The organism is Bartonella sp. B23, from assembly GCF_053793815.1.
The window spans coordinates 1,274,430-1,290,000 of record NZ_CP200033.1; the positions used below are offsets into that span (position 1 = coordinate 1,274,430).

At 40.8% G+C, this 15,571-nt stretch carries 8 protein-coding genes, 1 tRNA gene and 2 rRNA genes (1 of these 11 running past the window's edge); 3 read left to right on the forward strand and 8 right to left on the reverse strand.

Features of this window, described 5'->3' with window-relative positions; genetic code table 11:
• Nucleotides 1–34: 34 nt before the first annotated feature.
• Both groL and groES read right to left on the reverse strand, forming a co-directional pair.
• Nucleotides 35–1,678 (reverse strand): chaperonin GroEL, encoded by a 1,644-nt coding sequence (groL, locus tag V4B17_RS05560; RefSeq protein ID WP_455479186.1) that lies wholly within the window; start codon nt 1,676–1,678, stop codon nt 35–37.
• Between the two features lie 60 nt (nt 1,679–1,738).
• A complete protein-coding gene (gene groES, locus V4B17_RS05565; RefSeq protein ID WP_455479187.1) occupies nt 1,739–2,035 on the reverse strand; it encodes a co-chaperone GroES in 297 nt (98 codons plus the stop codon).
• A 225-nt stretch (nt 2,036–2,260) separates the two neighbouring features.
• Here groES and fumC point away from each other — a divergent pair, with 225 nt between their 5' ends.
• Nucleotides 2,261–3,649 (forward strand): class II fumarate hydratase, encoded by a 1,389-nt coding sequence (gene fumC, locus V4B17_RS05570; RefSeq protein ID WP_455479188.1) that lies wholly within the window; start codon nt 2,261–2,263, stop codon nt 3,647–3,649.
• A 107-nt stretch (nt 3,650–3,756) separates the two neighbouring features.
• Here the strand turns inward: fumC and V4B17_RS05575 are convergent, their stop codons facing one another.
• The gene (locus V4B17_RS05575; RefSeq protein ID WP_455479189.1) at nt 3,757–5,385 is read right to left on the reverse strand and encodes an alpha-D-glucose phosphate-specific phosphoglucomutase; all 1,629 of its coding nucleotides are present in this window, start codon (nt 5,383–5,385) and stop codon (nt 3,757–3,759) included.
• A gap of 191 nt (nt 5,386–5,576) precedes the next feature.
• On the opposite strand from V4B17_RS05575, the gene V4B17_RS05580 reads away from it, so the two are divergent.
• Nucleotides 5,577–6,107, forward strand: coding sequence for a redoxin family protein (locus tag V4B17_RS05580; protein WP_455479190.1), 531 nt, complete (start codon nt 5,577–5,579; stop codon nt 6,105–6,107).
• A gap of 1,495 nt (nt 6,108–7,602) precedes the next feature.
• On the opposite strand, the gene hisS is transcribed toward V4B17_RS05580, so the two are convergent.
• Together hisS and pyrF are read right to left on the reverse strand one after the other, a co-directional pair.
• Complete coding sequence (hisS, locus tag V4B17_RS05585; protein ID WP_455479191.1) at nt 7,603–9,096, reverse strand: histidine--tRNA ligase; 1,494 nt, start codon at nt 9,094–9,096, stop codon at nt 7,603–7,605.
• A gap of 297 nt (nt 9,097–9,393) precedes the next feature.
• Entirely contained in the window at nt 9,394–10,245 is an 852-nt protein-coding gene (gene pyrF, locus V4B17_RS05590; protein ID WP_455479192.1) for an orotidine-5'-phosphate decarboxylase, read from the reverse strand.
• 418 nt (nt 10,246–10,663) lie between these two features.
• Here pyrF and V4B17_RS05595 point away from each other — a divergent pair, with 418 nt between their 5' ends.
• A complete protein-coding gene (locus tag V4B17_RS05595) occupies nt 10,664–11,752 on the forward strand; it encodes a DUF3792 domain-containing protein (protein WP_455479094.1) in 1,089 nt (362 codons plus the stop codon).
• 1,422 nt (nt 11,753–13,174) lie between these two features.
• Here the strand turns inward: V4B17_RS05595 and V4B17_RS05600 are convergent.
• The 3 genes from V4B17_RS05600 to V4B17_RS05610 all read right to left on the reverse strand — a co-directional run.
• Nucleotides 13,175–13,251 (reverse strand) — tRNA-Met (locus V4B17_RS05600).
• 111 nt (nt 13,252–13,362) lie between these two features.
• A 5S ribosomal RNA gene (gene rrf / locus V4B17_RS05605) occupies nt 13,363–13,477 on the reverse strand.
• 75 nt (nt 13,478–13,552) lie between these two features.
• Nucleotides 13,553–15,571: ribosomal RNA gene (locus tag V4B17_RS05610) — 23S ribosomal RNA — on the reverse strand; it runs 793 nt beyond the window's last position.

Below are 15,571 nucleotides of genomic sequence, written 5' to 3' on the forward strand. Positions count from 1 at the left end.
ACTTGACCCGTTTTTTGTGCCTTCATGAAAGGGCTTAAAAATCCATTCCACCCATTCCACCCATTCCGCCGCCAGGCATAGGAGGCATTGGAGTGTCTTTCTTTGGAGTTTCAGCAACCATCGCTTCTGTTGTGATAAGAAGGCTCGCAATTGAAGCAGCATTCTGAAGAGCAGAACGCACAACCTTCACTGGATCAACAATTCCCAAAGCAATCAAATCACCAAATTCACCTGTTGCGGTATTGTAACCAAATGTGTCTGCATTATTTTCCAACACCTTGCCCACAATAATCGCTGCTTCTTCACCGGCATTTGTCGCAATTTGGCGTGCTGGTGCTTGTAGCGCACGGCGAACAATATTGATACCAGCTTCTTGGTCAGGATTATTTCCTTTAACAGTCAACGCATTTGCAGCACGCAACAATGCGGTTCCACCACCAGCAACAATACCTTCTTCCACAGCAGCACGTGTTGCATTCAAGGCATCATCTACACGATCTTTCTTTTCTTTAACTTCAACTTCTGTAGCACCACCCACACGAATAACAGCAACACCACCAGCGAGTTTAGCAAGTCTTTCTTGCAATTTTTCACGATCATAATCAGAGGTTGTTTCCTCAATCTGAGCTTTAATCTGATTTACGCGTGCATTAATTTCAGCTTTTTGTCCAGCACCATCAATAATTGTCGTATTTTCTTTAGAAATATTGACTTTCTTTGCCCGACCAAGCATATCCAAAGTGACATTTTCTAATTTAATACCAACATCTTCAGAAATGACCTGACCCGATGTCAAGATAGCAATATCTTCTAACATAGCTTTACGGCGATCACCAAATCCTGGGGCTTTCACAGCAGCAATTTTCAAACCACCGCGCAATTTATTGACCACAAGCGTTGCCAAAGCCTCACCTTCCACATCTTCAGCGATAATGAGAAGTGGTTTTCCGGACTGAACAACAGCTTCCAGCACTGGAAGTAATGATTGTAGATTAGACAATTTCTTTTCGTGAATGAGAATGTAAGGATCATCAAGATCAGCGACCATTTTCTCAGCATTCGTCACAAAGTAAGGAGAAAGATATCCACGGTCGAACTGCATTCCTTCAACGACTTCCAATTCCGTTTCAGCAGTTTTTGCTTCTTCCACAGTAATAACGCCTTCATTTCCGACTTTTTCCATGGCATCAGCGATCATTTTGCCGATTTCTGCAGCACCATTAGCGGAAATTGTTCCCACTTGTGCAATTTCTGCTGAAGTTTGAATTTTTTTTGCTTTTTTGAAGAGATTTGCCACCACTTCATCAACAGCAGCATCAATTCCACGTTTGAGATCCATTGGGTTCATGCCCGCAGCAACGGCTTTTACACCTTCTTGCACGATAGCCTGCCCCAAAACAGTTGCAGTTGTTGTTCCATCACCAGCAATATCATTTGTTTTAGAAGCAACTTCGCGCAACATTTGCGCGCCCATGTTTTCAAACTTATCTTCGAGTTCAATTTCCTTTGCAACGGATACACCATCTTTTGTAATGCGAGGCGCACCAAATGATTTGTCAATCACCACATTACGACCTTTAGGGCCGAGTGTTACCTTAACAGCATTAGCAAGGATATCAACGCCGCGTAACAAACGCTCACGCGCTTCACGGCCAAATTTGACTTCTTTAGCAGCCATTTAATTTCTCCTTGGAGTTTTGTCCTAAATAATACAAAATGAAAATATTGAGACTCTGAATTATCCCAGAATTCCCATAACGTCAGATTCCTTCATGATGAGGAGATCTTCCCCATTAATTTTTACTTCGGTTCCAGACCATTTTCCAAAGAGGATACGGTCTCCTACCTTTACTTCTAAAGGCACACGCCTTCCGTTATCATCAAGAGCGCCATTGCCAACAGCAATAATTTCACCCTCTTGAGGTTTTTCTTTTGCAGTATCAGGGATAATAATCCCACCAGCAGTTTTATTTTCAGATTCAACCCGACGAACAACGACACGATCGTGAAGTGGGCGGAATTGTATATTAGCCATGTTCAAAATCCTTAAAACTTAATATAATCGAATTAATCTTAAGTCCTTGCTAGCACTCTTTAACCACAAGTGCTAACAGCAGCTAGAATATAAAATTACCACTCCCCAATGTCAAGGATTGTCTCTAAAATAATTTTTCTTAAAAAACCTCAAAGTCTTGCCTCTGTTTTCTATTTTGCGTTATCTAGTTGTTTAATGACACCCGTAACATAAAAGGATTTTACCATGGTTGAAACACGTCAGGAAACTGATAGCTTTGGAACGATTTCTGTGCGTCAAGATCGTTATTGGGGCGCACAAACGGAACGTTCTCTGCATAATTTTAATATTGGCACAGAAAAACAACCTCTTGCCATCATCTATGCCTTAAGCCTTATCAAAAAAGCTGCAGCTACTGTAAATATGGACAAAGGAAAGCTCCCACAAAACATTGGGAAAGCAATTATTGCAGCGGCTGATGAAGTACTTGCTGGCGATTTTGATACGCATTTTCCCCTCTCCGTCTGGCAAACAGGTTCTGGCACACAAAGCAATATGAATATCAATGAAGTTATTGCCAATCGTGCCAGTAAGATTTTGGGAGGAAAACTTGGCAGTAAAAAACCAGTTCACCCCAATGACCATGTCAATATGAGTCAATCATCAAACGATTCCTTTCCTACAGCGCTTCACATTGCCACCACGCTGCAAACACGCCAACACTTACTGCCAATTCTTGAATCTCTTATCGCTACATTAAAACAAAAAGAGCAAGAATTTGCAGATATAATTAAAATCGGCCGCACGCATACACAAGATGCGACACCTTTGACCTTAGGGCAAGAATTTTCAGGTTATCGTGCCGCATTAGAAGCTAACCACCAACGCATTGAAAATGCTCTAACCGACGTCCAAATGCTTGCTCAAGGTGGCACAGCCGTTGGAACAGGGCTCAATGCACCAAAAGGTTTTGATGTTGCCTTTGCCGAAACAATCAGCACTCTCACAGGGATAACATTCCAAACCGCTAGAAATAAATTTGAAGCACTCGCCCATCATGGAGCCCTTGCCCATTTCCATGGAAGTTTGAATGCATTAGCAGCTGATCTGTTCAAATTTGCCAATGACGTACGATTTTTGGGATCAGGCCCTCGCTCAGGATTAGGAGAACTAAGTCTTCCAGAAAACGAACCCGGATCTTCCATTATGCCAGGCAAAGTCAACCCCACGCAATGTGAAGCCTTAACCATGGTCGCATGCCAAGTTTTTGGCAATCATACCAGCATAACATTTGCCGCAAGCCAAGGGCATTTTGAACTCAATGTTTACAAGCCTGTTATTGGTTATAATGTTTTGCAGTCGATTACACTTCTTGGTGATTGTATGCGCTCTTTTGATGAACACTGCATCCAAGGATTACGCGCCAATAGGATCCACATTCACTCTCTTATGGAACGCTCTCTCATGTTAGTGACAGCTCTTGCACCAGAAATTGGCTATGAAAAAGCTACTGAAATTGCCAAGGCGGCGCATAAAAATGATACAACTCTGCGTGCTGAAGCAATGAAAGCTGGAGTTTCTGGTGCTGATTACGACCGACTTGTTGATCCCAAAAAGATGATTTCCCCGCAATAAGAAATGAGATGTAAACATTTTTAAAACAGACAACAAAAATATCGAACCATTCGCGGTTCGATATTTTTAGTATTTAAAAGGTTAAACGCCACCTATTGCGCAGCTTTTTATGTAATAACATCGGGTTTTTCGCGCCCCAAATTTTGCTGTATATTTAACAATTGCAGCGCTGCTTTTTGTAAAGGTTGAAGAACTTTTTGTGGATCTTGATTGTGTTTACATGGGGTTCCTTCATACTGCTCAAAATAAAGTCGTAAGGTAGCACCCATCGTCCCTGTTCCCGATAAGCGTACCACGAGCCGTGCTCCTTTCTCAAAAAAAATGCGTATTCCCTGTCCCGTACTGATACTTTGATCAACGGGATCATGATAACTAAAATCGTCTGCTTTTTCGACCTTAAGTCCAGCAATTTCCATTCCAATTTTTGGTAAATGCGCTCGCAATTGCTCGATAATCGCACAAGCTTTATCTACCTCTATTTCTTCATAATCATACCGTAAGGTGTAAAAACGCCCATAGGTATGCCAATGCTGTTTAACAATTTGTGCGACAGTTTTCCCTGTCACTGCCAAAAGATTTAACCAGAACAAAATAGCCCATAAACCATCTTTTTCGCGGATGTGATGAGAGCCCGTTCCAAAGCTTTCTTCACCACAAAATGTGACCTTTCCAGCATCCAAAAGCGTTCCAAAAAACTTCCACCCCGTTGGTGTCTCAAAACAATTCAATCCTTTTTTAGCAGCAACGAGATCAGCAGCACGTCCCGTGGGCATAGAACGAGCAATACCCGCAATACCTTGTCGATACCCTTTAATCAGATGAGCATTGTCTGCCATAATAGCCAAAGAATCAGAAGGCGTTACAAATTGTTTGCGACCGATAATGAGATTCCGATCCCCGTCGCCATCAGATGCAGCGCCAAGATCAGGAGCTTGATCAGACATTAACAAATCATAAAGTTCCTTGGCATAAACCAAATTTGGATCCGGATGCTTTCCTCCAAAATTTTGCAAAGGAATGCTATTAACGACTGTTCCTTCAGAGAATTTTAAACATTTTTCAAAAATTTCATGTGCATAAGGACCTGTTACTGCATGCATTGCGTCAAAGCGCAAAGTTAACCCTTCTGCAACAGCCTTAACAATACAGTCAAAGTCAAAAATCTCCTGCATCAGAGCTACATAATCCGTGACAGGATCAATAACCTCTACTTGCATAGCCCCTACAAAGGTCGTGCCTTGCTTACTTAAATCAATATCTGGAGCTTCAACAATCTTATAAAAAGAAAGGCGCTTTGATGTTGCAAAAATGGCTTCACACAGAGAATCAGGAGCAGGTCCGCCATTGGAAATATTGTATTTGATGCCACAATCCCCATCTGGTCCTCCAGGATTGTGACTAGCTGAAAGAATAAATCCACCATAGGCATGATATTTTCGAATAAGATGCGAGACAGCAGGTGTAGAGAGAATACCATCTCTTCCCACTTTAACGCGTGCAACACCATTGGCAGCAGCCATTTTTAACACAAGCTGAATCAAGGTACTATTGAAAGTGCGTCCATCACCCCCAAGAATAAGCAATTTTCCCTCAAAAGATCCAGCACTGTTAAAAATAGATTGGATGAAATTTTCGACATAATGGGGCTGCTGAAAAACTGATACCTTTTTGCGCAAACCAGATGTTCCCAGTTTTTGATCCAAAAACGCCGTTGTCAAAACTGTCGTTATAGTCATGGTAACGCCTTTATATAACTTTGTTTGATTTTAGGGTGCACGCCCATCAAACAATTAATTGTACTTGACGCAAGAACAAAATACTTGCAAAACTATCAAATATACGATGGTTTAAAATGCACTCTCCAACACGCTTTTAAACACAAATACTATTTTAAAACACCACTCCCAAAAAATATAGGAGCATAATTATGATGAGAAAAAAAGTTCCAGATGTCACTTTTCACACACGCGTACGTGATGACCAAGTTGATGGAGATAATCCTTATCGGTGGCAAGAGATTAACAGCGATACGTACTTTAAAGGAAAGCGGGTTGTTCTTTTTTCTCTTCCTGGAGCCTTTACCCCTACTTGCTCAACTTTTCAGCTTCCTGATTTTGAAAAACTCTATGATGAATTTAAAAAAGTCAACATTGATGAAATTTATTGCCTTTCCGTCAATGATGCTTTTGTCATGAACGCTTGGGGACAAGCGCAAAATATTAAAAACGTGAAATTAATTCCTGACGGATCCGGTGAATTTACTCGAAAAATGGGTATGCTTGTTGCAAAAGACAATGTCGGTTTTGGAATGCGCTCATGGCGTTATGCTGCTGTCATTAATGATGGTGTAATTGAACAATGGTTCGAAGAAAAAGGCTATTCAGACAATTGCACAACAGATCCTTACGAAATTTCTTCACCACAAAATGTTTTAAAAGCTTTAAAAGGCCAGCTCTAAACCTAATTCACACATTTAAATAACACAAAATTCACGGCATAAATTCTTTTTAAGAAGAGAAATTTGTGCCGTTTATCTTTTATAAATTTTTGAGTGCAAAAAATGCAAATGAGACATTTTATCACAAAAAGCAAACAACAAAACCCTCATAATACCAATCCCCACCAATAAATCCAAAGATAACAACCCATCCTCATGAATGCTAAAGAAAAACATTCATCATCATGGACATTAAAGAGTTATTATGTCGACTCAAAAACAAACGCCCATAATAACAGTTTCATCCACCTCTCATCAAAAAATCACTTTTGATGCGGTTCTGAGTATTATTCGTTCTCAATTTTATTTTCTAAAATCATTGTCTCTAAGAGTTAAGATCCCTTTTTAAGTCGAAAAAATAACTGCTAAAATAATCTTTTCTTCGAATGTTCTGTCATAAATATCGCATCCATTTCTTTAATCATCATCTTCGTCGCACTCAGAGTATTCATAACGTCTGGCAAGCTCAAAAATATCTGGATTAATGAAATAACAATATTTTTTGTCCCCTTCACCAAAATTTTGTCATATTCTAATTCCCCAATAGCTTCTTTAATAGTTTCAAAACTAAGGTATTTTGGTTCTTTAGTTAAAAAATCACAGGTCAAAAATTCATTAAGAATAGGGTAGATAACCCCCCTTTAAAAATCGTGATCTCAGGTTACCTGATAAAATCATAAATCCACTTCATGCTTCTCTAACGTTTTTCCCACTTGCAACAACAGAACAAAAATTTTTTATCCCAATAAACGAAAGCTCCGGGATTATAAGCCAACTATCGGATATCAAACACTCCTAAAAGCGCGATTTTGGGAAGATATTCAAATCCAAAGTTTGAAGGAAGAGGCCGAAATAATTTTCCAATATCCTCAGGTCTTTCAAGAGTAAAGAGATTCCTTTCATAGAGCAGGGTACGTATTTGAGCATTTTATTTCTCCATTAACGCGTTGATTTTATGAAAAAACGCATATTATTAATCCGTTGCCATTATAGCATCTTACAATTTACCCTAATATTTTCCTGTAAACATTGTTTGATTTAAATTATTTCATTATTTTCTGAAACTTAAAATTTTTTTAGGATAAAGCGCTCTGTTTCTCCCTCATTTTTCAATAATGCTAGATTTTGTACTATCGACAAGAGAACACTAAAAGATTTAATACCAATGGATGCAAATTCAAAGTTTAACTAATATTTTTATAAACTTTTAAAACGGCTTTACATTCAATCCTTAACTTCTCCCAGTATCTTTTGATCATGAAGATGTACACCGCATCTTCAGAAAAAAACGTTCTATATTGAATAGAGCTTTTTTTATCTCTTTTATGGTGCATGCGCTCAAAAAATTCGATTTTGAATGCGTGCTACAAGCGTACGCAAACAAGAAAATTGCAGATGTTAAAAATTGGATCTCAAATTTCCAAAATATTTCAGACAATAGCTTCTATAAAAACTTTTACCATGACCGCCTTTGGGTTGCTAAAATATCTTGTACGGCTTTAACCAATTGTTCTTCATCAACCGTTATTTGTGCAGGCCGACTTTCGCGCCACGTTTGGTTATCCTTAATTTCATGAGACAACCGCGCCCCCTCAATTAAATCTTTGATCTGTATTTTTTTGCTCTCGCGTTCTCGTGATCCTTGAATCACCACACAAGGTGCTTGACGCCGATCCGCATATTTCATCTGCGCTTTAATCCCCGATGCTCCCAAATAAAGTTCAGCAGGAATTCCCGCATTACGCAACTGCATCACCATTTTTTGATAACCGGAAACAGCCTCTACCTCTTTATCCATCATCAGCACCACAACTGGCCCAGTAGCATCCTTCATAGGCAACTTTCCAAGATTCTGCAAAGCAGCAATCAAGCGTGAAACCCCAATTGAAAACCCTGTTGCCGGAATATTTTCCCCACGAAAGCGAGCCACCAACCCATCATAACGCCCACCGCCACCAACAGAGCCAAAGACAACCTTTTGTCCATCATCATTAAAAACATCAAAAAGCAATGTAGCCTCAAAAACAGGACCTGTGTAATACTCCAATCCCCGCACCACCGATGGATCAATCTTGATACGATTATGAGTGCCATTTGCAGCAAAAATTGCTTGCATTTCCTCAAGTTCACGAATTCCTTCAAGTCCTTGAGCATGATCACCAACCACTTTTTTAAGAGCCTCAAACGTTTCTTCTGCTGTTTCAGCTCCAGCAGCGACTAAGGCAAGAATACAATCAATCTCTTTGTCCTTAAGCTCCGCTCCTTTTGTAAAATCACCACTTTCATCCAAACGCCCCTGTCCCAGCAGCAAACGCACACCTTCAAAACCAAATTTATCCAATTTATCAATTGCTCTTAAGACAGTTAAACGCTTTTCAGCCTGCTCATTTCCCCCCAAACCAATTTTCTCTAAAACGCAATCTAGAATTTTTCGATTATTAAGACGAATGGCGTATTCATAATGCTGAAATCCTAGTTTTTCTAAGCTGTCTACTGCCATCATACAAATTTCAGCATCAGCTGCCACGGTCGGTGCCCCAACAATATCAGCATCAAACTGCATAAATTGCCGAAATCTCCCTGGGCCGGGTTTTTCATTTCGAAAAACAAAACCAAAACGATAACTGCGATAAGGTTTTGGCAAAATTTCAAAATTCTCTGCAAAATAACGAGCAAGAGATGCGGTAAGATCATAGCGCAAAGACATCCATTGTTCATCATCATCTTGTAGCGAAAAAACACCCGCATTTGGACGATCTGAATCCGGTAAAAATTTTCCCAATACATCTGTATATTCAAAAATTGGTGTTTCAAGCGCTTCAAAACCATAAAGTTCATACACTTCACGAATTTTCGCAATCATTGTTTCAGTTGCATACAGCTGTGTGCTTGTACGATCAACAAAGCCACGGGGTAAGCGGGCTTTGGTTTTTTCTTGTTTTGATGACATGTTTTTCTCTAGCAACAATATGTATTCACAGATAACTCGTGTCTATCTTATAGAAACAAACGCTGCAATAACTTTATCAATCTAGCCCCGCTGCAACGAACACCAGCTTTCATTTTACAAAGATGATGCTCCTTACCTTTAAAAATACCAAAACACTTGCTCTTTCAATTTCAAAATATCAGCTCTCTTTTGATATGTCCAAATTTTCGATTTTTGATAAGCTAAAATCACCTTCCTGAAAAAAAACACCATTTTTTATAAAGACTTCTTTATTGTTTATTGCATATGCAAAAATCCTCAAGACATCAGAGTGCTTTTAGCTTCTTGTGCAAAATCGTTGATACGCGTTTTTAAATCAATACTATTGCGGCCAGCATCCGTAATTGACCTTGAAATTGAAGGAATAATATTCTGCCATAAATTTTGTGGAAACTGATTTGTCAGTTGTGTTATTGTTCCCCCTTGAGCACCAATACCTGGAACGAGAAACAAGCTGTTTTTTAACTGTTCGATTGTGTCTTTTGATTCAGATTCCAACGTTGCTCCTATAACCGCGCCTATAGGGCCAATATTATGATGGAGAACCGGAGACCGAGAATTATAATCACAAATACGTTGTGCCAAATGAACGGAAAGTATTTGATCGCCAATGCGCGCATTTTGTATTTGTTTTCCCTCTGGATTAGAGGACTGAACAACCACAAAAACCCCTGTTCCTGTTTCTTCTGCAGTCTTAATCAGAGGAATAAGAGCATCAAAACCCAAAAAAGAATTGACTGTCATGGCATCGGCTTTAAACGCGCTGTTTGAACCGAGCCAAGCCTTGCCATAAGCTTCAGCAGTAGAGCCGATATCTCCTCTTTTTGCATCAGCCAGAACCAATAAACCTTGTTCATGTGCATTTTCAATGAGTTCTTTGAGAGCTTGAAGTCCTTCAACACCATATAATTCAAAAAACGCAACTTGCGGCTTTATGATACCCACTTTACCAACAACAGCTGTTAAGAGGATATCACAAAACTCTTTTAAGCCTCTATAATCACAGCTTAAGTTCCATGATTGCAAAACTTTATGGCTAGGATCAAAACCTATACAAAGCGATCCATATATTTCTCTCTGTTTAAAAAAGTTGAACCAAGCATTCTTCACCCTAACACAACCTCTCTTTAAACTTTCTGATACAATCGCAAAAGAACTAATTTATCAAAACAACCGGTAGCATGTTTTCATAAAATTTGAAAATATTTTCCAATTCCACAACATCACAAAGATAACAAGCGATCGTTTCACAAAACAATCTCATTATACAGCCTTCTGTTTTTTTCTTCAAACCATCTCTATCAACTCAAATTCTCAATAAACTGCTCAGTTGAGCAAAATTTCTCAATGAATTTCACTATGATATTCCCATTATAAAACTCCTTGATCTCCCCTACGATAAACATCCATCATAATCGCTGCCTGTTTTCATTGTTTTCGACCCATTTTTGGCGCATATTTATTCACTTTTGGAACATAATTGCTAAAGATGCATTTTATCTCCAGCATCATTCAAGGAGATAAAGACATGGAAACCCACATTCCAGGAGAAACATCATTTGATACACATTTTTTAGGAGAAACCTCGTCAGAAGAAAAGTATCCACTCTTTTACACACCCATTTCATGGTCTGCAATCTTTGCTGGACTAGTGACAGCCATAGCCACATCAATCTGTCTCTCTTTTTTGGTTGCAGCGTTAGGCTTAAACCAAATAGACTTCAGCTCTTCAAGCCCTTTTGAAGGCTCTTTCTTATCTTTTGGCGTTGGCTCTCTTATTATTACCCTGATTAGTCTTTCTTTGGGAGGATTTGTTTCTGGACGTTTTGCAGAATCGTCTGGATTTCTTCACGGCTTTCTCACTTGGGCTCTCTTAACACTTCTCATGACCATCCAAGCCATTCACGTTGTTTCAAGTACAGCAAAATTAGGCGCCAAAGCTGCCCTAGCAAACAGCTCCATGGTTCAACAAACCCGAGACAGCTTTACAACGAATATTTCCCCCATTTTTTCAAAATTTAATGGCGAAGACTTTGAAAAGTTTTTAACCCCGCAAACAGATAAAAGTGTTGATTTTGATAAACTACATGGTGAGTTGCGCACATTGCTCGATAAAAGTGATATTCCATCTCTTAACCCTGAACGCTTAAAACAGTCTTATCAGGCATCTCTCAACGATATTGGTTCTGCAATAACGGCTTTTAAGAATGATCCTTCTCACTACCGCACCATCTTAAAAGATCTAGGCAATCGTCTTTCTGATCGTGCACAAACTATCACAGCAAAATTTGATCGAAGCGATATCATCAATGGCCTTATGAACAATGGCATGTCACATGCGGAAGCACAAAAAACTGCCAACAATGCGCTTCATATTTATAAAACAGCGGAGAAAAAAACTTCTCAGGCAATTGCAGCCCTCGAAGAACAAACTGAAAAACTCTCTAAAAAGCTTGATAGCTCGATAAAAGATGCCCGTCATAGTGCAAATAAAGCTGTTACAAAAGCATCACATATGGGATGGTGGGGTTTTTTAGGCAGCCTGATTGGTGCCGTTATTTCGAGTGTATGTGGTTATTATGGCTACAGAAGCCGTAGAGACACTTTCAAGTTTTAAAAATCTGTAATTCAAAAAATATAAAACCAACAACAAAAAGCTGTACGGAGTTTACAGCTTTTTGTTGTAAATTTTTCTTGAAAACCCTCTAAGATATAGAGGGATGCGTGACATAGGCTCTCTCTCCTCTGACATTGTCTCCAATAAAGATAAAATCGCTCACTATCCAACCTCCTTGTTTGTCGTCTTGCAAACCGTATTGCGCATCCCGCTTGGAGCGTTTGTAACACTGCCTCATCACTCATATTCCCATAATATTTATAAGCGTTTTGACGAGTCAATGATTCATCGCTTCCATTTCCTTTGGTGTAAAGGGTTCACACATTGTGCAAAATAAGCGCAGTAAAGATTATACTGTAGCTCTTTTTTGGAAAGATTAGTTTTAAGTGTATGATGATAGAAATCTTTCGCTATTTTTGTGCACTTTATAAAGAGCTTGATGGATAAAGAGCTTGATGGGAAATTTTTAGAGTCTCTAAACTAAAGTGATGCATAAGCAGTTTCAGAGAAAGATTGAGAAGCATGACTTTAAGATAGAAAAGAGTATTCAGCTTTCTAGCAGCATAGTTCCATTACACCGTATTGCATTTTTACGCGGTGGAACCTCGCGCAGCACCGAATTTCTGCACCCATAAACAGTACATCAATTCAGCGTAAGATATTTACATTCCACACGAATAATATCCTATTGATATCTATGCGCAACCCATCCAAAGGGCCTTTCCTTATAATTGACATTGCCACAATTGATCATAGGATATCTCGGCACCCAAAATCTACTTTAGTGGTTAGGAATATATAATAGTGTAGATATCCAAGGAATTGTGTACAGTTTTTCCTTGCAAAAATTTAGCACATTGTGTTGAGGATGGATAGATACAAGCTGCACATAGGATAAGATGAAAGAAATCGAAAAAGAGAGGGAAGAAGCTTGCTTTTAGATTGAATCGCTAAAGAATTCCTTAAGTGTAAAATTCCGCATCTATACCGGAATTTGATCTGATTGTTTGTGATGAAGTCCATAGAACAACTTTAGTTTTGTTGAGAACAGACAAGAATACATCTGTGTTTATCAAATTTTCCCATATTAGAGAATTTTTGAGAACGATAGATGGTATTCGCTGTTTTTTTCGTTTTATCGAAAACAAGGACAGCAGACACGATACCCCTATTTTTCAGTATAACCTTACAAGCCTTGACGCAGTTGCTGCGTTATATCTTTCTTCTGCGGCACTTCCGCAACTTTTATCAAGTATAAAACCCTACTTTTATAAAACTAATTTAGAAATGGATATTTAAGTGAAGAATTATTCTATAACATTTTCCACTAGGTGCATTTTTATACTAATTTTCCCCGCTATTATAAGCGAAGTGCCATGCGCATATGTCATGTTATTTTATGGAATTATTTGTACGTGAATTTGGTTGCGGGGGCAGGATTTGAACCTGCGGCCTTCAGGTTATGAGCCTGACGAGCTACCGGGCTGCTCCACCCCGCGTCATTAAAGATAGAGTAAGCATAATCTTTTGTCGACGCTTAAATATGTCTTTATTTTTATTTATGCCTTTTATTTTCAGATTTTGTTTAGAGAGCTCTATGCACTTAGCAGACCTGGCAGCGACTTACTCTCCCGTGCCTTAAGGCAAAGTACCATCAGCGCTGAAGCGTTTCACGGCCGAGTTCGGGATGGGATCGGGTGCTTTCACTCCGCCAAAACCACCAAGTCAGCAAAATGCATATGCTGTTTGAGAAGCTGTTTTTTCTATATTTTTTATATTGAATGAATATAGGAAATGAGAACGATCAAGCCGATCGAACGATTAGTATCAGTAAGCTTCATGTGTTACCACACTTCCACACCTGACCTATCAACGTGGTGGTCTACCACGGTTCTCAGGGAATACTTGTTTTCAGGTGAGTTTCCCGCTTAGATGCCTTCAGCGGTTATCTCGTCCGTATATAGCTACCCTGCTATGCGGCTGGCGCCACAACAGGTCCACCAGAGATACATCCATCCCGGTCCTCTCGTACTAGGGACAGGTCCTGTCAATATTCCAACACCCACGGCAGATAGGGACCGAACTGTCTCACGACGTTCTGAACCCAACTCACGTACCGCTTTAAATGGCGAACAGCCATACCCTTGGGACCTGCTCCAGCCCCAGGATGCGATGAGTCGACATCGAGGTGCCAAACAACCCCGTCGATATGGACTCTTGGGGGTCATCAGCCTGTTATCCCCGGCGTACCTTTTATCCGTTGAGCGATGGCCCTTCCACACGGGACCACCGGATCACTATGACCGTCTTTCGACTCTGCTCGACTTGTCAGTCTCACAGTCAGGCAGGCTTATGCCATTGCACTCAACAAACGATTTCCGACCGTTCTGAGCCTACCTTCGCGCGCCTCCGTTACTCTTTAGGAGGCGACCGCCCCAGTCAAACTACCCACCATACACGGTCCCGAATCCGGATAACGGACTGCGGTTAGACATCCATATCGGTAAGGGTGGTATTTCAAGGATGACTCCACAAAGGCTAGCGCCCCTGCTTCAAAGTCTACCACCTATCCTACACATACAGACACAAATGCCAGTGTAAAGCTATAGTAAAGGTGCACGGGGTCTTTCCGTCTAACCGCAGGAACCCCGCATCTTCACGGGGAGTTCAATTTCACTGAGTCTACGTTGGAGACAGCGGGGAAGTCGTTACGCCATTCGTGCAGGTCGGAACTTACCCGACAAGGAATTTCGCTACCTTAGGACCGTTATAGTTACGGCCGCCGTTTACTGGGGCTTCAATTCAATGCTTGCACATCTCCTCTTAACCTTCCAGCACCGGGCAGGCGTCAGACCCTATACGTCGTCTTGCGACTTCGCAGAGCCCTGTGTTTTTGGTAAACAGTCGCTACCCCCTGGTTTGTGCCACCCTTTAGCGGTTGCCCGCTAGAGGGCCACGCTTCTTCCGAAGTTACGCGTGCAATTTGCCGAGTTCCTTCAACGTAGTTCTCTCAAGCGCCTTAGTATTCTCTACCAGTCCACCTGTGTCGGTTTCGGGTACGGTCTATATGTGGGAGCTATTTCCTGGAACTGCTTCACTGCAAGATCAATCCAATAAGACCTTACAATACACACAATCCGTCACTACCCACAGGTCCACGAATATTAACGTGGTTCCCATCGACTACGCCTTTCGGCCTCGCCTTAGGGGCCGACTCACCCTGCTCAGATTAACTTTAAGCAGGAACCCTTGGACTTTCGGCGAGGGAGTCTCTCACTCCCTTTATCGTTACTCATGTCAGCATTCTCACTTCCGATACCTCCAGGAGCTCTCACGAGTCTCCCTTCACAGGCTTACGGAACGCTCCGCTACCACTTACCCATAAAGAGTAAATCCACAGCTTCGGTGTATGGCTTTAGCCCCGTTACATTTTCGGCGCAGGGACCCTTATTTAGACCAGTGAGCTGTTACGCTTTCTTTAAATGATGGCTGCTTCTAAGCCAACATCCTGGTTGTTTTGGGATCCTCACATCCTTTCCCACTTAGCCATAACTTGGGGACCTTAGATGGTGGTCAGGGTTGTTTCCCTCTCCACGACGGACGTTAGCACCCGCCGTGTGTCTGCCAGTTAGTTCTTCCAGGTATTCGGAGTTTGGTTAGGTTTGGTAATCCGGTGAGGACCCCTAGCCCATCCAGTGCTCTACCCCCTGGAGAATTCGACTGACGCTCTACCTAAATAGATTTCGCGGAGAACCAGCTATTTCCGAGTTTGATTGGCCTTTCACCCCTAGCCACAAGTCATCCCAATCTATTGCAACA